Source organism: Streptomyces sp. NPDC005551 (assembly GCF_042871785.1).
GTDB lineage: Bacteria > Actinomycetota > Actinomycetes > Streptomycetales > Streptomycetaceae > Streptomyces.
Genome location: NZ_JBIAJE010000008.1, coordinates 197,815 through 217,545 on the forward strand (window position 1 = coordinate 197,815; position 19,731 = coordinate 217,545).

Annotated in this window: 20 protein-coding genes; 2 read left to right on the top strand and 18 right to left on the bottom strand. The window is 73.7% G+C overall.

Translation table 11 applies throughout. From position 1 onward, the window contains the following. Positions 1-5: 5 nt before the first annotated feature. From groL to ACFYP4_RS23910, 4 genes are all read right to left on the bottom strand, one after another. Positions 6-1,634 carry a chaperonin GroEL gene (groL, locus tag ACFYP4_RS23895; RefSeq protein ID WP_358855249.1) on the bottom strand — a complete coding sequence of 543 codons (1,629 nt, stop codon included), beginning with the start codon at positions 1,632-1,634 and terminating at the stop codon, positions 6-8. Positions 1,635-1,746: 112 nt separating this feature from the next. Further along, on the bottom strand, positions 1,747-2,055 hold the full coding sequence (groES, locus tag ACFYP4_RS23900; RefSeq protein ID WP_019066754.1) for a co-chaperone GroES: 309 nt from the start codon (positions 2,053-2,055) through the stop codon (positions 1,747-1,749). A 224-nt stretch (positions 2,056-2,279) separates the two neighbouring features. Then, positions 2,280-3,119: a polysaccharide deacetylase family protein gene (locus ACFYP4_RS23905; RefSeq protein ID WP_388787883.1), complete on the bottom strand. Its 840-nt coding sequence runs from the start codon at positions 3,117-3,119 to the stop codon at positions 2,280-2,282. 88 nt (positions 3,120-3,207) lie between these two features. Next, positions 3,208-4,176, bottom strand: coding sequence for a polysaccharide deacetylase family protein (locus ACFYP4_RS23910; RefSeq protein WP_358855250.1), 969 nt, complete (start codon positions 4,174-4,176; stop codon positions 3,208-3,210). Between the two features lie 90 nt (positions 4,177-4,266). On the opposite strand from ACFYP4_RS23910, the gene ACFYP4_RS23915 reads away from it, so the two are divergent. Then, positions 4,267-5,445 (top strand): methyltransferase domain-containing protein, encoded by a 1,179-nt coding sequence (locus ACFYP4_RS23915; RefSeq protein WP_388787887.1) that lies wholly within the window; start codon positions 4,267-4,269, stop codon positions 5,443-5,445. A 16-nt stretch (positions 5,446-5,461) separates the two neighbouring features. On the opposite strand, the gene ACFYP4_RS23920 is transcribed toward ACFYP4_RS23915, so the two are convergent. From ACFYP4_RS23920 to tsaB, 7 genes are all read right to left on the bottom strand, one after another. After that, entirely contained in the window at positions 5,462-6,706 is a 1,245-nt protein-coding gene (locus ACFYP4_RS23920) for an RNA polymerase sigma factor (protein ID WP_388788219.1), read from the bottom strand. Between the two features lie 255 nt (positions 6,707-6,961). Then, entirely contained in the window at positions 6,962-7,318 is a 357-nt protein-coding gene (locus ACFYP4_RS23925) for a YciI family protein (RefSeq protein WP_358855252.1), read from the bottom strand. Positions 7,319-7,486: 168 nt separating this feature from the next. Continuing rightward, positions 7,487-8,566: a LacI family DNA-binding transcriptional regulator gene (locus ACFYP4_RS23930; protein ID WP_358855253.1), complete on the bottom strand. Its 1,080-nt coding sequence runs from the start codon at positions 8,564-8,566 to the stop codon at positions 7,487-7,489. Positions 8,567-8,726: 160 nt separating this feature from the next. Then, complete coding sequence (locus tag ACFYP4_RS23935) at positions 8,727-8,978, bottom strand: hypothetical protein (RefSeq protein WP_358855254.1); 252 nt, start codon at positions 8,976-8,978, stop codon at positions 8,727-8,729. Beyond that, positions 8,975-10,093 (bottom strand): tRNA (adenosine(37)-N6)-threonylcarbamoyltransferase complex transferase subunit TsaD, encoded by a 1,119-nt coding sequence (tsaD, locus tag ACFYP4_RS23940; protein WP_358855255.1) that lies wholly within the window; start codon positions 10,091-10,093, stop codon positions 8,975-8,977. The genes ACFYP4_RS23935 and tsaD overlap by 4 nt, the downstream gene beginning before the upstream one ends. After that, the gene (gene rimI / locus ACFYP4_RS23945) at positions 10,086-10,592 is read right to left on the bottom strand and encodes a ribosomal protein S18-alanine N-acetyltransferase (RefSeq protein WP_358855263.1); all 507 of its coding nucleotides are present in this window, start codon (positions 10,590-10,592) and stop codon (positions 10,086-10,088) included. The genes tsaD and rimI overlap by 8 nt, the downstream gene beginning before the upstream one ends. A gap of 17 nt (positions 10,593-10,609) precedes the next feature. Then, positions 10,610-11,263 carry a tRNA (adenosine(37)-N6)-threonylcarbamoyltransferase complex dimerization subunit type 1 TsaB gene (gene tsaB / locus ACFYP4_RS23950; protein WP_358855256.1) on the bottom strand — a complete coding sequence of 218 codons (654 nt, stop codon included), beginning with the start codon at positions 11,261-11,263 and terminating at the stop codon, positions 10,610-10,612. Positions 11,264-11,385: 122 nt separating this feature from the next. On the opposite strand from tsaB, the gene ACFYP4_RS23955 reads away from it, so the two are divergent. Next, complete coding sequence (locus ACFYP4_RS23955) at positions 11,386-11,940, top strand: hypothetical protein (RefSeq protein ID WP_358855257.1); 555 nt, start codon at positions 11,386-11,388, stop codon at positions 11,938-11,940. 115 nt (positions 11,941-12,055) lie between these two features. Here the strand turns inward: ACFYP4_RS23955 and ACFYP4_RS23960 are convergent, their stop codons facing one another. The 7 genes from ACFYP4_RS23960 to glmS form a co-directional block, all read right to left on the bottom strand. Further along, complete coding sequence (locus ACFYP4_RS23960; protein ID WP_358855258.1) at positions 12,056-12,223, bottom strand: hypothetical protein; 168 nt, start codon at positions 12,221-12,223, stop codon at positions 12,056-12,058. A gap of 159 nt (positions 12,224-12,382) precedes the next feature. Further along, positions 12,383-12,916 (bottom strand): tRNA (adenosine(37)-N6)-threonylcarbamoyltransferase complex ATPase subunit type 1 TsaE, encoded by a 534-nt coding sequence (gene tsaE / locus ACFYP4_RS23965; protein WP_358855259.1) that lies wholly within the window; start codon positions 12,914-12,916, stop codon positions 12,383-12,385. Continuing rightward, positions 12,882-14,129, bottom strand: coding sequence for an alpha/beta hydrolase (locus ACFYP4_RS23970; RefSeq protein ID WP_358855260.1), 1,248 nt, complete (start codon positions 14,127-14,129; stop codon positions 12,882-12,884). Before ACFYP4_RS23970 ends, tsaE begins: the two co-directional genes overlap by 35 nt. A 224-nt stretch (positions 14,130-14,353) precedes the next feature. Next, on the bottom strand, positions 14,354-15,505 hold the full coding sequence (gene alr, locus ACFYP4_RS23975) for an alanine racemase (protein ID WP_388787895.1): 1,152 nt from the start codon (positions 15,503-15,505) through the stop codon (positions 14,354-14,356). A 257-nt stretch (positions 15,506-15,762) separates the two neighbouring features. Then, positions 15,763-17,193: an NAD(P)H-hydrate dehydratase gene (locus ACFYP4_RS23980; RefSeq protein WP_388787898.1), complete on the bottom strand. Its 1,431-nt coding sequence runs from the start codon at positions 17,191-17,193 to the stop codon at positions 15,763-15,765. A gap of 221 nt (positions 17,194-17,414) precedes the next feature. After that, positions 17,415-17,786 (bottom strand): holo-ACP synthase, encoded by a 372-nt coding sequence (locus ACFYP4_RS23985; RefSeq protein ID WP_358852938.1) that lies wholly within the window; start codon positions 17,784-17,786, stop codon positions 17,415-17,417. A 38-nt stretch (positions 17,787-17,824) separates the two neighbouring features. After that, complete coding sequence (gene glmS, locus ACFYP4_RS23990) at positions 17,825-19,672, bottom strand: glutamine--fructose-6-phosphate transaminase (isomerizing) (protein WP_388787902.1); 1,848 nt, start codon at positions 19,670-19,672, stop codon at positions 17,825-17,827. Positions 19,673-19,731: the final 59 nt, after the last annotated feature.

Consider the following 19,731-nt stretch of genomic DNA (forward strand, 5'->3'; position numbering starts at 1 on the left):
CGACCTCAGTGGGAGTGGCCGTGACCGTGGCCGTGGCCCGCGTCGCCCTCTTCCTCGGCCGGCTTCTCGACGACCAGGGTCTCGGTCGTGAGGAGCAGGGAGGCGATGGACGCGGCGTTCTCCAGGGCGGAGCGGGTGACCTTGACCGGGTCGATGACGCCGGCCTTGACCAGGTCGCCGTACTCGCCGGTCGCGGCGTTGAAGCCCTGGCCCTTGTCGAGCTCGGCGACCTTGGAGGTGATGACGTAACCCTCGAGGCCGGCGTTCTCGGCGATCCAGCGCAGCGGCTCGACGGCGGCCCGGCGGACCACCGCGACACCCGTGGCCTCGTCGCCGGTCTTGCCGAGGTTGCCCTCGAGGATCTTCACGGCGTGGACGAGCGCGGAGCCACCACCGGAGACGATGCCCTCCTCGACCGCGGCGCGGGTCGCGGAGATGGCGTCCTCGAGACGGTGCTTCTTCTCCTTCAGCTCCACCTCGGTGGCGGCGCCGACCTTGATCACGCACACGCCGCCGGCCAGCTTCGCGAGGCGCTCCTGGAGCTTCTCGCGGTCCCAGTCGGAGTCCGTGGACTCGATCTCGGCCTTGATCTGGTTGACCCGGCCGACGACGTCCTCGGACTTGCCGCCACCGTCGACGATGGTGGTGTCGTCCTTGGTGACGGTCACGCGGCGGGCGGTGCCGAGCACGTCCAGGCCGACCTGGTCGAGCTTGAGGCCGACCTCCTCGGCGATGACGGTGGCACCGGTGAGGGTGGCCATGTCGCCGAGCATCGCCTTGCGGCGGTCGCCGAAGCCGGGGGCCTTCACCGCGACGGCGTTGAACGTGCCGCGGATCTTGTTCACGACCAGGGTCGACAGGGCCTCGCCCTCGACGTCCTCGGCGATGATCAGGAGCGGCTTGGAGGCGTTGGTCTGGATGACCTTCTCCAGCAGCGGCAGCAGGTCCTGGATCGAGGAGATCTTGCCCTGGTGGATGAGGATGTACGGGTCGTCGAGGACGGCCTCCATACGCTCCTGGTCGGACACCATGTACGGCGACAGGTAGCCCTTGTCGAAGGCCATGCCCTCGGTGAAGTCCAGCTCCAGACCGAAGGTGTTGGACTCCTCGACGGTGATGACACCGTCCTTGCCGACCTTGTCCATCGCCTCGGCGATGAGCTCGCCGACCTGGCTGTCCTGGGCGGACAGACCGGCGACGGCGGCGATGTCGGACTTCTCGTCGATCGGGCGGGCGGTCGCGAGGAGCTCCTCGGACACGGCCTTGACGGCGGCGTCGATGCCCTTCTTGAGGAGGGCGGGGGACGCGCCGGCGGCGACGTTCTTCAGGCCCTCGCGCACCAGCGCCTGGGCCAGCACGGTGGCGGTGGTCGTACCGTCACCCGCGATGTCGTTGGTCTTGGTCGCCACCTCCTTCACCAGCTGGGCGCCGAGGTTCTCGTACGGGTCGTCGAGCTCGACCTCGCGGGCGATGGTCACGCCGTCGTTGGTGATGGTGGGGGCGCCGAACTTCTTGTCGATGACGACGTTGCGGCCCTTGGGGCCGATCGTCACCTTCACCGTGTCGGCAAGCTTGTTGACGCCGCGCTCAAGGGCGCGACGGGCGTCCTCGTCGAACTTCAGGATCTTCGCCATGGAGCGATTCAGCCCTCTCGGAAAACTTGGGAGAAACGAACTGCGCCCCCAGCGCCCGGCTTATTAAGGTCGCGGGGGCCAGGGGCGCAGCTCACTGCAAAACTGGGATGAACTACTTCTCGATGATCGCGAGCACGTCGCGAGCCGAGAGGACGAGGTACTCCTCGCCGCTGTACTTCACCTCGGTGCCGCCGTACTTGCTGTACAGCACGATGTCGCCGGTCTTCACGTCGAGCGGCAGGCGCTCGCCGTTCTCGAACCGGCCCGGGCCCACGGCCAGGACGACGCCCTCCTGGGGCTTCTCCTTGGCAGTGTCCGGAATGACCAGGCCAGAGGCGGTGGTCTGCTCGGCGTCGAGCGGCTGGACCACAATGCGGTCCTCGAGCGGCTTGATGGCAACCTTGGAGCTGGTGGTCGTCACGATCCGACCTCCCCCTTCGGAGATCTCACGGGGTTAACTGTCTGAGGTGGCGACCAGGTGGATCCGTCGTCGCGGGTGCCGGACCTGCCCGTCGCTATTGGCACTCTCCAGGGGGGAGTGCCAGACCAGAGACTATGACCGGGATTAGCACTCGGTCAAGCGGAGTGCCAAACGGGGAGCGCGCGCCGCGTGCTTTCCGCTCCCCTCGGGCACCCCGTGCGCCGCTACAGGTAGTCCTCCAGGCGGGCCGGCGTGAGGCCCTCGGCCTGGATGCGCCGCAGCAGGCGCGTGGTCGTCCCGGTGAGGTCGGGTTGGTCGGTGCCGAGGAGGATGTCGCCGGGGCGCAGGCGGTCCCGGCCGGGCTCGCGGCCCAGCACCACGGCCGAGACCCCGCAGTCGGCGGCGGCGCGGAGTGTGGTGACGTCGTAGGTGCCGTACGGCGGGCGGAGCAGCCGGGGCAGGACGCCGAAGCGTTCCCTGAGCTTGTCCCGCTGGCCGCAGATCTCGGCGCGCTGGCCCGCGTACGGCAGTCCGCGCAGGGAGGAGTGGTCGAGCGTGTGGTTCTGCACGCTCGCGCCGACCGCCCGGAGGCGCGCGACGTGCCCGTACCCCGGCCCGACGACACGGTCGGTGAGGAACAGGCTGACCGGCAGCCGCAGTTCGCGGACCATGGCGGCGAAGCGCGGATCGCGTTCGGCACTGTCGTCGTAGGTCAGGAAGACCACCTTGTCGCGGGTGGGGACGCGGTCGACGACCGGCGGCAGGCCGGGGCCCGCCGCGCGTACGGGGGGCCGTCGGCCGGGCGGCCGGGGGGCGGAGGCGAGCGGCGCGGTCAGCCCCCAGCGGCGGTACGTTCCGGCGGGCCGCCCCGGCCCCGGAGCCGTCGGTTCCCCGCGGCGGTACGTCCCGGCGGGCGGCCCCGGCCGGCCGTGCGGGCGCACCTGCCGCGCCGCCTTCTTTCCCAGCCGCTCGATGGGGTCGACGGACTGGGCGCAGCCGGTGGCTCCCGCGAGCAGCCCGGCGACGAGCAGCCCGGCGAGCAGAGCGCGCCCACGCCCGGCCACCCCCGTCTCCGGGTGCCCTTCGCGCCCGGTCACCGGCGGTGGTCCCGGCGTGGGTGACCGCTCGCGGCCGTCCGGCGGGGCGCACCGCTCACAGGTAGTCCTCCAGCCGCGCCACGGCGTACCCCTCGTTCGTGACCTTCTTCAGGAAGCGGCGGACCATGTCGGGCATGGTGCCCTTCCAGTCCTCGCGGCCCCGGAAGTGGGTGAGGACGATGTCGCCGCGGTGCAGGGACCGGTCCCACTCGCGGTAGTCCCAGTGGTCGGCGAAGACCTCCTCGTTCCACAGCGGCGCCGCTTTGATCCCGCAGGACGCGGCGGCGCGCAGGGTGTCCTCGTTGTAGTTGCCGTAGGGGGGCCGGAAGAGCGTGGGGCGCTTGCCGAACTGCTTCTTCATCACGGTCTGCATCCCGCAGATCTCCCGTTTCTGCTCCGTGTACGAGAGGTTCGGCAGATACGGGTGGTGGAGGGTGTGGTTGTTCAGGGCGACGCCCGCGTCCCGCATCCTCCGGAAGTAGCCGTAGTCCTCCTTGGCCAGGTAGTCGCTGAGGAAGGCGGTGTACGGGATCTTCAGTTCGCTCATCATCCTGAGGAACGCCGGGTCCTTCTCGGCGCCGTCGTCGATGGTGAGGAAGACGACCTTGTCCTTGGTGGGGACGGTCGTGAAGACGGGCGGCAGTTCGTCCTGGCCGTCCACCTCGAAGCCCGCGCGGGTCGTGATCTCCGGCTTCCTCGCCGGCGGGGCCGGCGGGGCGAGCGGGACCCTGGCCAGCCCCCAGCGTCTGGCCGCGGCGACTCGCGCGGCGTGCGCGGTGCGCAGCTTCGAGGCGTACGCGTCCAGGGCGCGGGCGGGCGGCGCGTTCAGCGGCTGCTGCCCGGAGGCCGGCCGCGCGCCGGGGCCGGGGTCGGCGCAGCCGGCGGCGAGTGCGGCGGCGGCGAGCACGACGATGCCGCCCCGGACCCGGCGCACCGTTCTTCCGCCCGCCGTTCCACTAGGCACCGCACCACAAAACAGCGTCCGCTCCGGGCGATTTTCGTCATTTTGTCGTACTGGTCGCATGGTGCCGGATCCTCGCAGGCCACCGTGCGCGGGCCGGGCCGACACCGCCGCCGGACGCGTACCGTCCACCGACTGGCCCACAATGGGCCGGTGACCGATCTGGACCCGCTGGCCTCCTTCGCCTCCCTCCACACGCCCGAGGGCCGCGCCCTCCTCGACGAGGTGCGGGGCACCGAGCCCGCCGGGGAGCTGGCCGTCGCGACCCGGCTGCGCCGCGCGTACCCGGCGCCCCTGGTCACGGCGGCGCTCGCCCAGGCCCACCTGCGCCGGCGGGCGGTGGCCAAGTTCGGGGCCACGGACGCGGAGCGGATGTTCTTCACGCCCGACGGTGTCGAGCAGTCCACGCGGACGAGCGTCGCGGCGTACCGCGCGGAGCGGTTCCGGGCGCTCGGGGTGCGCTCCGTCGCCGACCTCTGCTGCGGCATCGGCGGCGACGCGATCGCCCTGGCCCGCGCCGGGATCCGGGTGCTCGCCGTGGACCGGGACCCGCTGACGGCGGCGGCGGCCCGCGCGAACGCCGAGGCGCTGGGCCTGGCGGAGCTGATCGAGGTGCGTGAGGCGGACGTCACCGAGGTGGCCACGGCGGAGTACGACGCCGTCTTCGTGGACCCCGCCCGACGCGGCGGCCGGGGCCGGATCTTCGATCCCGAGGCCTACTCACCGCCGCTGTCCTGGGCGACCGCGGCGGCCCTCAAAGCCCCGCGGGCGGCCCTGAAGATCGCGCCGGGCGTCCCCCACGAGGCGATCCCGGCCGAGGCGGAGGCGGAGTGGATCTCGGACGGCGGGGACGTGAAGGAGGCCGTGCTGTGGTTCGGCACCGAGCCGGGGCTGGTGCGGGCCACGCTGCTGCCCGGTCCGCGCGGGCTGCGCGGGCGGGGGCTCCCCGACCCGCCGGTGCGCCCGCCGGGGAGGTACCTGTACGAGCCCGACGGCGCCGCCATCCGCGCCCACCTCGTGGCCGAGGTGGCCGAGGAGCTCGACGGCGGCCTGCTCGACGAGACGATCGCGTACATCACCTCCGACCATCTGCGCCCGACCCCGTACGCCACCGCGTACGAGATCACCGACCGGCTGCCCTTCAACGTGAAGAAGCTGAAGGCGCTGCTGCGGACGCGTGAGGTCGGCATCCTCACCGTCAAGAAGCGCGGCTCGGCCGTCGAGCCCGAGGAGCTGCGCCGGAAGGTGAAGCCGCAGGGGCGCAACGCGGCGACGGTGTTCCTCACGCGGGTGGCGGGGGCGCCGACGATGCTGGTCGGGCATCCGGCGTAGGTCCTGCCCCCCGGCGTCAGCCGTGGTCCGAGGCGCGGGCCAGCAGCAGTGCGCGTTCCCGTTCGTTGCGGGCCAGGGACGCGGCCCGTTCGAACTCCGAGCGGGCCTCGGCCGTACGTCCGAGGCGTGCGAGCAGGTCTCCGCGCACGCTGGGCAGCAAGTGGTAGGCGCGCAGGGCGGGTTCGTCCGCGAGGGCGTCCACCAGGGCGAGGGCGGGCCCGGGGCCTTCGGCCATGGAGACGGCGACCGCGCGGTTCAACTCGACCACGGGGGACGGGGAACGGGCGGCGAGGACCCCGTACAGGGCGGCGATCCGCCCCCAGTCGGTGTCCTCGTAGGCGTACGCCTGGGCGTGGCAGGCGGCGATCGCGGCCTGGAGGACGTACGGTCCGGGGCCGCCGGCGGAGACGGCGTCGGCGCGGGCGAGAGCCGCGAAACCGCGGCGGATCAGCATCCGGTTCCAGCGGCGGCGGTTCTGGTCCCTGAGCAGCACGGGTTCCCCGGACGGGCCGGTGCGGGCGGCCGATCTGGAGGCCTGGAGCTCCAGCAGCGCGGCCAGCCCGTGCACTTCGGGCTCCTTGGGCATCAGCCCGGCCAGCACGCGGGCCAGCCGCAGGGCGTCCTCGCACAGGCCGGGGCGCAGCCAGTCGTCGCCCGCGGTCGCGGCGTACCCCTCGTTGAAGACCAGGTAGATGACCTCTAGGACCGAGCCGAGGCGGGCCTCGCGCTCCGGGCCGCAGGGCACCTCGAAGGCGACGTTCCTGGTGGCCAGCGTCCGTTTCGCGCGGACGACGCGCTGCGCGACGGTCGCCTCGGGGACGAGGAGGGCGCGCGCGATCTCGGGCGTGGTCAGGCCGCCGACGAGCCGCAGCGTGAGCGCGATGCGGGCCTCGGCGGACAGGACCGGGTGGCAGGCGGTGAAGACGAGCCGCAGCAGGTCGTCGTCGATGTCGTCGGGATCGGCGGGGGTGTCGAGGTGGTGCGGGGCGGCTTCGAGGTCCCGGCCGACCTCCGCGAGCTTGCGCGCGTACCGCTCCCGGCGGCGTACGAGGTCGACGGCGCGGTGCCTGGCCGTGGTCATGAGCCAGGCGCCCGGGTTGTCCGGGACCCCGTCGCGCGGCCACTGCTCCAGCGCGGCGACCAGCGCGTCCTGCGCGAGCTCCTCGGCGATCCCGACGTCCCGCACGAGCCGGGCGACACCCGCGATGATGCGGGCGGACTCGATCCGGAAGACCGCCTCGACCGCTTCGACCGCCCGCACGGCGGCGGAGGCGGAGGCGTCGGCGCCCGCCGCACGGGCCGGGCCGGCCGCCGCGCCGACAGGGGGCTCGGCAGCACCGGCTGCCGCCGGGGCGGAGGGGCCGGCGAAGGGCCCGGCGGCACCGGCTGCCGCTCCGGCACAGGGTTCAGCGGAGGGCTCGGCGGCGCCGGCTGCCGTGGGGGCGGAGGGGCCGGTGGGCTGCTCGGTCACGGCTCACACCTTGGCACATCCGCGCCGCACGGGCCGGGCACCGGCTCAGCCCTCCATGATCTCCCGCACCTCGGAGGTGACCGTCCAGTACGTCTCGTGGACCTTCAGGAAGCGCTTGGTCCACTCGATCGCCTCGGCCTTGTCCTTGGCCTGGATGAGCGCGTAACCGCCGATGACCTCCTTGGACTCGGTGAAGGGACCGTCGGTGACGGAGATCTGCCCGTTCTCCCAGTGGACGCGGGTGCCCTGAGCGGTCGGGGTGAGCCCGGCGGTGTCCAGCAGGACGCCGGCCTTGGTCATCTCCTCGATCAGCTCTCCCATCCGCTGCATCAGCTCGGGGCTCGGGCCCTCGGCGGGCGCGTTGTTCTCGTCGATGCGGACCATCGTGAGGTAGCGGGGCATGGTGGCTCCTTCGGTACGACGGCCGGCCGTACCGGTCGTCCCGGGCGGGGTCTCTCCCCGCTCTCACCCCTGACGTCGAACGGGAGACGTCCGGATCGACACGTCCTCGGAGATTTCTCGGCACTTTTGTCGCGACGCGCTCGCGGGGGCGGCCACGAGCCCGGATTCTCAGGCCGGACCGGGCTCCCCGTCGGGAACCCCGGCGACCGCGGGGCCCACCCCGCCGGGCGGCGGCGCCGTGCTGCTGCGCACCACCAGGCTCGTGGCCAGCTCGACCCGCGTCGCCGCCGACGACTCCTCCTCCCGGCCCAGCTCCAGGACCAGTTTCGCCGCCGCCTCGGCCATCTCCATCAGCGGCTGCCGCACCGTGGTCAGCGGCGGGCCCACCCAGCGCGCCACCGGCAGGTCGTCGAAGCCGACGACGCTCAGATCCTCCGGAACGCGCAGGCCCAGCTCACGCGCCGCCTCGTAGAGACCGAGGGCCTGGAGGTCATTGCCCGCGAAGACGGCCGTCGGACGCTCCGGCGAACGCAGCAGCTCCAGGCCCGCGCGGTACCCCGTCTCGTGGTGGAAGTCCCCGGCCCGGATCAGCGCCTGGTCGACGGGCAGCCCCGCCGTCTCCAGCGCCGCGCGGTAGCCGTCGACGCGGGCGCGGCTGCACATCATCCGTGAGGGCCCGCTGATCGCGCCGATCCGGGTGTGCCCCAGCTCGACCAGGTGGCGGGTCGCGGCGAGGCCGCCCTGCCAGTTGGTGGCACCGATGGACGGCACGTCGGCGCCCGGATCGCCCGCCGGGTCCATCACCACGAACGGGATGGAGCGGCTCGTGAGCAGCGCCCGCTGGGACTCGTCGAGGCCGGACAGGACGAGGATCACCCCGTGCGGCCTGCGGGCGGCGACCTGGTCGGCCCAGCTGCGGCCGGGGGTCAGCCGGCCCGCGCTCTCCGAGAGGACCACGCTGAGGCCCGCGTTCCGTGCCACGTTCTCGACGCCCCGGATGACCTCCATGGCCCAGGCGCTCTCCAGCTCGTGGAAGACCAGGTCGATGAGGGGCGAGCGGCCGGCCTCGGCCCGGCGGCGCCGGTAGCCGTAGGCGCGGAGCAGTTCCTCGACGCGGGCGCGGGTCCCCGGGGCGACGTCGGCCCGCCCGTTGAGCACCTTCGAAACAGTCGGAGCCGACACGCCGGCCTCGCGGGCGATCTCGGCGAGCGTCGCGGTCTGCGACACAGGGCTCTTCACGGGTTTCATGGCCGCGATCGTATCCCCGCAGCTACCGCCGACGGACCCCCCGTACGGCTCCACCTTCCCGTAACTTTCGGCCACCGAGCCGAAACATTCGGCGAGCCGGCGTCGCGGGGCGCCTGCCGAAAGCCTCAGGGGCGCTGCCGGCGGAGCCCCGCCGAGATCCCTACGTCACCGACTCGAAGCGCCACCGGTGCACCGCCCGGGTCACCAACGCCTCGTCCGGTTCGGGGAGCTCGGGAAGCTCGGCATCGTACGCAGCGTCCCACCACGTGATCACCAGCACGCGGTCCTGCGGCGCGCGCAGGATCTCCCGGCGCAGGGGCCGCCCCGCCGGTTCCTGCGCCCGCACCCAGGCCAGCAGGTCGTCGCCGCGCCCGGCGACGGCGCGGGCCTCCCACATCAGGGCCACGGTCACGAGTACAGGTTCTCCCTGCCGGTCTCGTGCATGTGGTCGTGGTCGTGGTCGTGCGCGTGGGCAGTGCCGGGCACGTGCGGGTCGGTCACCGGCAGCGAGGAGTCCGCCGACAGGTCCCAGTCGGAGGGGGCCCGATTGCGGGCGACCATCTCCGCGCCGAGCGCCGCCACCATCGCGCCGTTGTCGGTGCACAGCTTGGGCCGCGGCACCCGCAGCCGGATCCCGGCGGCCTCGCAGCGCTCCTGCGCCAGCACCCGCAGCCGCGAGTTGGCGGCCACCCCGCCGCCGATCATCAGGTGGTCGACGCCCTCGTCCTTGCACGCGCGGACGGCCTTGCGGGTGAGCACGTCCACGACCGCCTCCTGGAAGGACGCGGCCACGTCGCGCACCGGCACCTCCTCCCCCGCCGCCCGCCTCGCCTCGATCCAGCGGGCCACGGCCGTCTTGAGACCGGAGAAGGAGAAGTCGTACGCCGGGTCGCGCGGGCCGGTGAGACCGCGCGGGAACGCGATCGCGCCCGGGTCGCCCTCCTTGGCGTACCGGTCGATGACGGGGCCACCGGGGAATCCGAGGTTCAGCACGCGTGCGATCTTGTCGAAGGCCTCGCCCGCCGCGTCGTCGATGGTCGCGCCCATCGGCCGCACGTCGGAGGTGATGTCCGTGGACAGCAGCAGCGACGAGTGGCCGCCGGAGACCAGCAGCGCCATGGTCGGCTCGGGCAGCGCGCCGTGCTCCAGCTGGTCCACGCAGATGTGGGACGCGAGGTGGTTGACGCCGTACAGCGGCTTGCCGAGCGCGTACGCGTACGCCTTCGCCGCAGAGACCCCGACGAGCAGCGCGCCGGCGAGGCCGGGCCCCGCGGTCACGGCGATGCCGTCCAGGTCCCTCGCGGTCACGCCCGCGTCCTTCAGCGCCCGCCGGATGGTCGGCACCATCGCTTCGAGGTGGGCACGGGAGGCGACCTCCGGCACGACCCCGCCGAAGCGGGCGTGCTCGTCGACGCTGGAGGCGATCGCGTCCGCGAGCAGCGTCGTGCCGCGGACGATGCCGACGCCGGTCTCGTCGCAGGAGGTCTCGATGCCGAGGACGAGGGGTTCGTCGCGCGAGTCAGCCATTGGTCTCGGTTCCTTGTGTTCCTTGTACGGAGGTCGGGTCCGCGGCGGCCCCGCCGTCGGAGGCCATGGTCAGCCGCATCACCAGGGCGTCGATGTTCCCCGGCTGGTAGTAGCCGCGCCGGAAGCCGATGGCCTCGAAGCCGAAGCGCTCGTACAGCCGCTGCGCCCGGACGTTGTCGACGCGGCACTCGAGCATGACCTCGGCGCACTCGAAGGCGGTCGCGGCCCGCAGCAGGTCGCTCAGCAGCCGCGCGCCGAGCCCGGTGCCCCAGTGGTCGCGGCCGACGGCGATGGTCTGTACGTCGCCGACGTCCCCGGCGGCGGCGAGTCCCGCGTACCCGACGACCCGGTCCCCCTCGACCGCGACGACGAAGCGCCGGGTGGCCTCGGGGCCGCGGGCGTGGGCCAGCTCGGACCAGAACATCCCCCGCGACCAGGCGTCCTCGGGGAAGAGGTCCTTCTCCAGGGTCAGCACGGGCTCGATGTCCCACCAGCGCATCTCGCGCAGCTCGGCGGTCACTTGGGGGTGACCACCTTGTAGTTCCGGGGCACCTGGGCGTCCGGGCGGCGCAGGTACAGCGGCCGGGGCGGGGACAGCTCCTCGCCCGCGGCGAGCCTCTCCGCGGCCAGTGCGGCGAGGGCCGCCGCCGCGACGTGCTCGGGTTCACGGGCCACCGGGAAGGTGTCGGGGTAGAGCAGCGCGCCCGCGCCCACGGCGGGCAGTCCCGCGACCGTCTCGGCGATCTCGGCGGGCCGGTCGACGGCGGGCCCGGTCACGCGTGTACGGGCGTCGTCGTACCGCGCCCAGTAGACCTCTTTCCTGCGCGCGTCCGTGGCCACGACGAAGGGCTCGTCGAGACCGGAGGCGTACGCGAGTCCGTCGAGGGTGCACAGGCCGTGCACGGGGACCCCGAGCGCGAGTCCGAAGGTGTCGGCGGTCATCAGGCCCACCCGCAGCCCCGTGTAGGGGCCGGGGCCGACGCCGACGACGATGCCGGTGACGGCGTCGAGCGACGTACCCGCCTCGGCGAGCATCCGGTCGACGGCGGGCAGCAGCAGTTCCCCGTGCCGCCGTGCGTCCACCTGGCTCGACGAGGCGACGACGGACGCGCCGTCGTGCAGGGCGACGGTGACGGCGGGGGTGGCGGTATCCAGAGCGAGCAAGAGCACGCAAACAGCGTACGGCGCCCTGGACCGGGGCACGGCCGCCCCGGTCTGCCGCGCCCCGGCTGCTACCGTCACCACAAAGGACGTACAGGGCAGGTACGTGGTACGAGAGGTGGGCACACAAGGTGGCTAGGAGCAGCTCGGGATTCGTGGCCGGGCTCACCGTGGCGGCCGTCGCCGCAGTCGGATTCCTCGCCTACCAGGCGTCGGCCAACGTGCCGGACACGCTGGGGAAACCGCACGCGGCCAAGTCGCCCACGGCCACCACGTCGAAGGCGCCGCGGGACAAGAAGAACCCGGCGGCGCTGCCGGTCCGGTCCGGCACCGGCGAGCGGGTCGTCTACTCGGTCGACGACGACCGCGTCTGGCTGGTCGGCGCGGGCGGCAAGGTGCAGCGCACGTTCAAGGTCACCCCCAGCGCGGTCGACCCGCTCCCCGGCGCCTACACGGTGACGTCCCGGTCGAACGCCGTGACGGGCTCCGACGGCACGCCGATCGAGCACGTCGTCCGCTTCGCCACCAACCAGGGCGTCGCGATCGGGTTCAGCGCGGCGGTCAGCGGTTCCACCGCGCGGCCGGAGTCGGCCGCGAAGACGGGCGGCATCCGCGAGTCCCGTGAGGACGGCGACGCGATGTGGGCGTTCGCGACGATCGGCCAGAAGGTCGTCGTCATCAAGTAACCGCGTCCGCGCGGCGAACAGGGCACCCGGCGACCGCTTCCGGCGGGCCGGGACCGGACAGGGTTCCGGGCTCAGGGACCGGACGGGCCCGCGCTCAGGCCGCCCCGGCCCGGGTTCAGGCAGCCTCGTCGTGCCGTACGTCCGCGGGCTCCGTACGCGGCGGGGCGGGCGCGCGGGGCGGGGTGGAGACCGCGTCGGCGGCCGCGCACGAGGCCAGCAGGTCCCGCATCGACACGGCGGCCACCACGCGCGGCAGCGCCTCGTCTCGTTCTGAAGCCGGCATGGACGCCTCCTGGGGCCGCGGGGGCAAGCGTGGTTAGGTAGACCTAACTACGATCTGGTGTCCATGTGACCACGGCCGGGACGCGATGTGCAACACGTTGCCGACGCGTTGTCGGAACGTGCGTGGATTCCCTGCCCGCGGCGCCCGCACCACCGCCCGTCAGGCCGTGAGCACACCCAGGCCGGCCCGCGCCCAGCGTCCGCCGAGCCCGGTCACCGTGACGTGCCGTACCTCGTCCGCGGTGTCCCCGACCGCGCGCTGGATCACCACGTGCAGCCGGTCGTCGGTCAGCTCCTCGACCTTGCCCTCGCCCCACTCCACGACGACGACCGAGTCGGACAGCGAGACGTCGAGGTCGAGGTCCTCCATCTCGTCCAGTCCGCCGCCGAGCCGGTACGCGTCCACGTGCACCAGTGGCGGGCCCTCGCCGAGGGACGGGTGGACGCGCGCGATGACGAAGGTCGGGGAGGTGACCGCGCCCCGGATGCCGAGGCCCGCGCCGAGCCCCCGGGTCAGCGTGGTCTTGCCCGCACCGAGCTCCCCGTTCAGCATGACGAGGTCCCCGGCGCGCAGCAGCTCGGCCAGGCGGCGGCCCAGCTCTTGCATCTGTTCGGGGGAGGTGACGGTGATCCGGACGCTGACGCCCCCCGCGGCGGGCTCAGCCGGGTTGTGCGGTGCTGCTGGTGCTTCCATAGCCACCCACGGTAGCCCCTGCCGGTACGGCACCCACGCGCACGAGCAGGTCCGCGAGGCGGTCTATGACGACCTCCGGGTGCTCCAGCATGACCAGGTGCCCGGCGTCCGGCACGAGCACCAGCTCGGCGTCCGGCAGCAGGTCCGCGATGGCCTCGCTGTGCTCGCTCGGGGTCACCAGGTCGCCGACGCCGGCCAGCACGAGCACGGGCAGCCCGGTGAAGTGCGCGAGGGCCTCGGCCTTGTCGTGCTCGGTGAACGCCGGGTAGAACTCGGCGACCACGTCGATCGGGGTGCCCTCGATCATCCGCTCGGCGAACCGCTCGACCGCCGGATCGACCTCCCGGGAGGCGAACGAGTACCGCTGGATGATCCCCGCGAACAGGTCGGCCGTGGCCCGCCGCCCCTTCTCCACCAGTTCCGCCTGCTGTCCCAGTGCCTTCAGCACGCCGGGCAGGATCCGCCGCACGGCGTTGACGCCCGCGACCGGCAGCCCGAAGTTGACCTCGCCGAGCCGCCCGGACGAGGTGCCGACGAGGGCGACGGCGACGACCCGCTCCCGGATCAGGTCGGGGTACCGGTCCGCGAGGGCCATCACGGTCATGCCGCCCATGGAGTGGCCCACCAGCACGATCGGTCCCTCGGGCGCGGCGGCGTCGATGACGGCCTTCAGATCCTGGCCGAGCTGGTCGATGGTGACCGGCTGCTGGTTCTCCACCTGGGCGACGCCCCGCCCGGACCGTCCGTGGCTGCGCTGGTCCCAGTGCACCGTGCGCACCACTCCGCGCAGCGCGGCCCGCTGGAAGTGCCAGGAGTCCTGGTTGAGGCAGTAGCCGTGGCTGAAGACGACGGTGACGGGGGCGGGGGCCTTGCGTCCGAAGAGCCGGCGGCGGCGCGGGGAGAGCGCGGCGTCCGTGTCGACCTCGTCCACCTCGAAGTACAGCTCGGTGCCGTCGTCCGCGTACGCCTTGCCCGGGGTGCCGCGCAGCGCGCCGTAGGGTGCGCTCGAGTCGAGCGCGAGCCGGGCCTTCCTGCGCATGCCGCGGCCGACCGTGAGCCGCTCGATCGCGACACCGGCGGCGGCGCCCGCGGCGACCACGCCTATCGCGGCACCGGCGAACCCGGCCCGGCGCCAGCTCCCGGCGGTACCGGCGGCGGAGGCGGCGACCGACACGGCGGCGTCCGTGACGGCCTCCGCACTGCTCTCGCTCACGTACCGCTCCTCTTCGCCGGGTGGCCGGCTGTCGTCCGGGGCCGGGTCCTGGGCCGGGTCCGGAGGGATGGGTGCTGCCGTCGACGACGGTACCCGGGGCGCGCGGGCCGTCGGACGGGTCATGTTCCGTTGTCCTGTGCAGGTCACCGTTGGCGGTTACCCGCGCTGTTGCTTCTTCACCTTGTTCTTTTCTCCGTACCGCGCGATCCGCGCCTCCCGCGGCGTCAGACGCCCGCGTCCTCCCGCACGTAGACGCGCGGGACGCGGGTTCCGATCCGCGTGACGATCTCGTACGCGATCGTGCCGGCGGCCTGCGCCCAGTCCTCGGCGGTCGGCTCACCGCGGTCGCCGGGTCCGAACAGCACCGCCTCGGCACCGGCCGGCGGTTCGTCCCCGCCGAGGTCGACGACGAACTGGTCCATCGCGATCCGGCCCGCGACCGTCCGCCACTTGCCGCCGACCAGCACCGGGCCGGTGCCGGAGGCGTGGCGCGGGATGCCGTCCGCGTAGCCGACGGGCACCAGACCCAGGGTCGTGCCGCCCGGAGTGACGTAGTGGTGCCCGTAACTGACGCCGTGACCGCCCGGCGCGTGCTTCACCAGCGCGAGGGACGCGCTCAGCGTCATCACCGGACGCAGACCGAAGTCCTCCGGCGTGCCGACCTCCGGGCTCGGCGAGATGCCGTACAGCGCGATCCCCGTGCGTACGAGGTCGAAGTGGCTCTCGGGCAGGGTCAGCGTGGCCGGCGAGTTGGCGATGTGCCGCACCTCGGGGCGCACGCCCTGCTCCTCCGCGTACGCCACCATCTCGCGGAATCGGCCGAGCTGGTCCGCGATCGAGGGGTGGCCGGGCTCGTCGGCGCAGGCGAAGTGGGACCAGAGGCCGGTGATCCGGACGTGGCCCGCCCGCTCGGCCAGCAGCGCCTGAGCGACCAGCTCGGGCCAGTCGGCGGGCTGGCAGCCGTTGCGCCCGAGGCCCGTGTCGGCCTTCAGCTGCACCCGCGCGGCGACACCCGCGTCCCGGGCGGCACCGACGACCTCCCGCAGCGCCCACATCCCGCTCACCGACACGTCGAGGTCCGCCTCGACGGCCTGCCGCCAGGGCCCGCCGGGAGTCCAGAGCCAGCACATGACGCGCCCGGTCAGCCCCGCCGCCCGCAGCGCCAGCGCCTCCTCCGGAGTCGCGGTCCCCAGCCAGGTGGCCCCCGCCTCCAGGGCGGCCCGGGCACACGGCACCGCTCCGTGGCCGTACGCGTCCGACTTCACGACGGCCATCAGGGCCGCGCCGGGCGCGTGGGCGCGCAGGCTCCGCACGTTGGCCCGCAGTGCGGCCAGATCGATCTCGGCGCGAGCGCGCAGGTGTGCTGTCTCAGTCATGGCGCCCTCAGTGTCTCAGAAGCACCGGGACGGCCCGTCCGGAGACGATGACGATCCAGCCCGTCCGGCGTTTGAGGACGAGCGCGAAGCGCGAAAGGGGGGTCCGGGGGCGCAGCCCCCGGGAACGGGACGGGAAGGGGCGGAGGGGGCGAGTAACAAACCCTGAGCCGCCCCCGCGCGCGCGCACGCACGCACGCAGGAAACCGTCCGGGTGTTCCCGGGCGGGCCCGGGACAGGGCCGGCCCGGCCCGGCCCGCTCAGCCCCGCACGTCCCGCCACGCGTCGGGAACGGCCGCGGCCACGTCATGCGCCCCCGCCGGCGCCCCACCGGACGCGAACCGCCCCGCCAGCCCGTGCAGATACGCGGCGGCACTCCCCGCGTCGAGCGCGGACAGCCCGGCCGCGAGCAACGACCCCGCCAGCCCCGACAGCACGTCCCCGCTCCCCGCGGTGGCCAGCCACGGCGTCCCCGTCGGGTTCACCCGCACCGCCCCGCCCCCGGCGTCGGCGACGAGCGTCGTCGACCCCTTCAGCAGCACCGTCGCCCCGTACAGCGCCGCGAGCTCCCGTACGGACGTCAGCCGGGCCCGCTCGACCTCCTCGCGCGCGACACCGAGCAGCGCGGCGGCCTCCCCGGCGTGCGGGGTGAGCAGCGTGGGCGCCGTACGTCCCCGTACGGCATCCGGGTCGGCGAGGCGCAGCCCGTCCGCGTCCACGAGGACGGGCACGTCCGCCGCGACCACCTCGGCCACCGCGGACGCGTCGTCCCCGGCGCCGGGCCCCACGACCCACGCCTGGACCCGCCCGGCGTGCCGGGGGCCCCGGTCCGACACGAGCGTCTCGGGGAACCGGGCGATCACCGCGTCCCCGGCCGACCCGACATAGCGCACCGCCCCCGCGCCGCCCCGCAGCGCGCCGGCCACGGCGAGCACGGCGGCGCCCGGATAGCGGGCCGACCCGGCGGCGACGCCGACGACACCGCGCCGGTACTTGTCGCTCTCCGCTCCCGGCGCGGGCAGCAGCGCGGCCACGTCCGCGTGCTGCAACGCCTCCAGTTCGGGCTCGACGGGCAGGTCGAGCCCGATGTCGACCATGCGGACGGAGCCGGCGTGCCCGCGCGCCGGATCGATGAGCAGGCCGGGCTTGTGGGTCCCGAACGTCACCGTCAGATCGGCGCGCACGGCGCTCCCGGAGACCTCGCCCGTGTCGGCCTCGACCCCGCTCGGCAGGTCCACGGCGACGACGGCCGCGCGGGACCTGGCGGTGTGCTCGGCCAGCGTGACCGCGTCACCCCGCAGGCCGCCCCTGCCGCCGATCCCGACGATGCCGTCGATCACGAGGTCGGCCCGCCGGATCAGCGGCTCGGCGGCGTCGGGTGCGACCGTCGTGCCGCCCGCGCGCCGCAGCGCCGTGAGACCGTCCGCGTGAGCGCGTCCGGGGGCCGTCAGCACCGCGGTGACGCCCGCCCCGCGCCGGGCCAGACGCGCCCCGGCGAAGAGGGCGTCGCCGCCGTTGTCCCCGCTCCCGACCAGCAGCACCACCCGGCTGCCGTACACCCGTCCCAGCAACTCGGCGCAGGCGGCGGCGAGTCCGGCCGCCGCGCGCTGCATCAACGCCCCTTCCGGGAGCCGCGCCATCAGCTCCCGCTCGGCAGTCCGCACGGTCTCCACTCTGTACGCAGTACGCATGACGTCGAGTGTCCCGTACAGCCGCCCACACCGCGTCCGTGCCGAGCACGCACCGCTCCCGTGCCCCGCACGCACCGCTCCGTACGCCCGCCCGCACCGCGCCGGTGCCGAGCACGCACCGAGGCCGGGCCCCCCACCGCACGGCCGACCGGCCCCACCGCACGGCCGACCGGCCCCGCCGCACGGCCGGTCTCCCCCGCCGCACGGCCCGCCCCGTCGTGCTACCCCTCCGCCACCACCACCGCCGACGCCACCCCCGCGTCATGGCTCAGCGAGACGTGCCAGGAGCGGACGCCCAGGTCGGCGGCCCGCGCCGCCACCGTCCCCGTCACCCGCAGCCGCGGCCGGCCGCTGTCCTCCACGTAGACCTCGGCGTCCGTCCAGTGCAGGCCCGCCGGCGCGCCCAGCGCCTTGGCGAGCGCCTCCTTCGCCGCGAAGCGCGCGGCCAGGGACGCGACGCCCCGGCGCTCGCCGCTGGGCAGGTGCAGTTCCCGGTCCAGGAACAGCCGGTCGGCCAGTCCGGGCGTACGCTCCAGCGACACCCGGAACCGGTCGATCTCCGCCACGTCGATACCGATCCCGATGATGCTCATGCCCGCACCCTATGGCGGCCGCGGCCCCCGGTCCGGCGTCACTCCACCGTCACGGACTTGGCGAGGTTGCGCGGCTGGTCCACCTCGTTGCCGCGGGCCGTGGCCAGCTCGCACGCGAACACCTGGAGCGGGACGGTGGTCACCAGGGGCTGGAGCAGGGTCGGCGTCGCCGGGACGCGGATCAGATGGTCCGCGTACGGCACCACCGCCTCGTCCCCCTCCTCCGCGATCACGATGGTGCGCGCACCCCGTGCCCGGATCTCCTGGATGTTGGAGACGATCTTGTCGTGGAGGACCGAACGGCCGCGCGGCGATGGGACCACCACGACGACCGGCAGGTCCTCCTCGATCAGCGCGATCGGCCCGTGCTTCAGCTCGCCCGCCGCGAAGCCCTCGGCGTGCATGTACGCCAGTTCCTTCAGCTTCAGCGCGCCTTCGAGGGCCACCGGATAGCCCACGTGCCGGCCGAGGAACAGCACCGTGTTCTTGTCGGCGAGGGAACGCGCCAGCTCCCGCACCGGCTCCATGGTCTCCAGCACCCGCTCGACCGAACGGGAGATCTCCGCCAGGTCCCGGATCACCGCCCGGATCTCGTCGCCCCACTTGGTGCCCCGCACCTGGCCGAGGTACAGCGCGACCAGGTAGCAGGCGACGAGCTGGGTGAGGAACGCCTTCGTGGACGCGACGGCGACCTCGGGGCCCGCGTGCGTGTAGAGCACCGCGTCGGACTCGCGGGGGATCGTCGACCCGTTGGTGTTGCAGATGGCCAGCACCCGGGAGCCCTGCTCGCGGGCGTGCCGCAACGCCATCAGCGTGTCCATGGTCTCGCCGGACTGCGAGATGGCGATCACGAGCGAGCGCGGGTCGAGGATCGGATCGCGGTAGCGGAACTCGCTGGCCAGCTCCACCTCGCAGGGCACCCGGGTCCAGTGCTCGATGGCGTACTTGGCGATGAGCCCCGCGTGGAAGGCCGTACCGCAGGCCACGATGACGACCTTGTCGATCTCGCGCAGCACCGAGACGGGGATCCGCACCTCGTCCAGCGACAGCGAGCCCGCCGCGTCGATGCGCCCCAGCAGGGTGTCGGCGACCGCCTTGGGCTGCTCGGCGATCTCCTTGAGCATGAAGTAGTCGTAGCCGCCCTTCTCGGCCGCCGAGGCGTCCCAGTCGACGTGGTACGACCGGACGTCGGCGGGCCTGCCGTCGAAGCCGGTGACCGTCACCCCGTCCCGGCGCAGCTCCACCACCTGGTCCTGGCCCAGCTCGATCGCCGACCGCGTGTGGGCGATGAAGGCGGCGACGTCCGAGGCGAGGAAGGCCTCGCCCTCCCCCACGCCCACCACGAGGGGCGAGTTCCGCCGCGCCCCGACCACCACGTCCGGCTCGTCCGCGTGCACGGCGACCAGCGTGAACGCGCCGTCCAGCCGGCGGCACACCAGCCGCATCGCCTCCGCGAGGTCGGCGCACGAGGAGAACTCCTCGGCGAGGAGGTGCGCCACCACCTCGGTGTCCGTCTCCGACGTCAGGTCGTGCCCGCGCTCGGACAGTTCGGCGCGCAGGGCGGCGAAGTTCTCGATGATGCCGTTGTGCACGACGGCGACGCGGCCCGCGTTGTCCAGATGAGGATGGGCGTTCGCGTCCGTCGGGCCGCCGTGCGTGGCCCAGCGGGTGTGCCCGATGCCGGTCGAACCGCTCGGCAGCGGCCGGTCGACCAGCTCCTTCTCCAGGTTGACGAGCTTCCCGGCCCGTTTCGCGGCGGCCAGCCCGCCGTCCGCGAGCACCGCGACGCCCGCCGAGTCGTACCCCCGGTACTCCAGCCGCTTCAGTCCGGCGACCACCACATCGAGTGCCGACTGCGACCCCACGTATCCCACGATTCCGCACATGGCTGGCAGCCTAAGGGCCCCTACTCGCCCCGGACCGGCACCGCGTGCCCGATATCGGA

What these genes read in the sequence shown, in the direction of transcription:
- groL (WP_358855249.1), bottom strand. Translation starts at nt 1,634, where the DNA reads ATGGCGAAGATCCTGAAGTTCGACGAGGACGCCCGTCGCGCCCTTGAG.
- ACFYP4_RS23910 (WP_358855250.1), bottom strand. Translation starts at nt 4,176, where the DNA reads ATGCGACCAGTACGACAAAATGACGAAAATCGCCCGGAGCGGACGCTG.
- ACFYP4_RS23925 (WP_358855252.1), bottom strand. Translation starts at nt 7,318, where the DNA reads ATGCCCCGCTACCTCACGATGGTCCGCATCGACGAGAACAACGCGCCC.
- ACFYP4_RS23930 (WP_358855253.1), bottom strand. Translation starts at nt 8,566, where the DNA reads ATGAAACCCGTGAAGAGCCCTGTGTCGCAGACCGCGACGCTCGCCGAG.
- tsaD (WP_358855255.1), bottom strand. Translation starts at nt 10,093, where the DNA reads ATGGCTGACTCGCGCGACGAACCCCTCGTCCTCGGCATCGAGACCTCC.
- rimI (WP_358855263.1), bottom strand. Translation starts at nt 10,592, where the DNA reads ATGCGCTGGTGGGACATCGAGCCCGTGCTGACCCTGGAGAAGGACCTC.
- ACFYP4_RS23960 (WP_358855258.1), bottom strand. Translation starts at nt 12,223, where the DNA reads ATGCCGGCTTCAGAACGAGACGAGGCGCTGCCGCGCGTGGTGGCCGCC.
- tsaE (WP_358855259.1), bottom strand. Translation starts at nt 12,916, where the DNA reads ATGGAAGCACCAGCAGCACCGCACAACCCGGCTGAGCCCGCCGCGGGG.
- alr (WP_388787895.1), bottom strand. Translation starts at nt 15,505, where the DNA reads ATGACTGAGACAGCACACCTGCGCGCTCGCGCCGAGATCGATCTGGCC.
- ACFYP4_RS23980 (WP_388787898.1), bottom strand. Translation starts at nt 17,193, where the DNA reads ATGCGTACTGCGTACAGAGTGGAGACCGTGCGGACTGCCGAGCGGGAG.
- ACFYP4_RS23985 (WP_358852938.1), bottom strand. Translation starts at nt 17,786, where the DNA reads ATGAGCATCATCGGGATCGGTATCGACGTGGCGGAGATCGACCGGTTC.
- glmS (WP_388787902.1), bottom strand. Translation starts at nt 19,672, where the DNA reads ATGTGCGGAATCGTGGGATACGTGGGGTCGCAGTCGGCACTCGATGTG.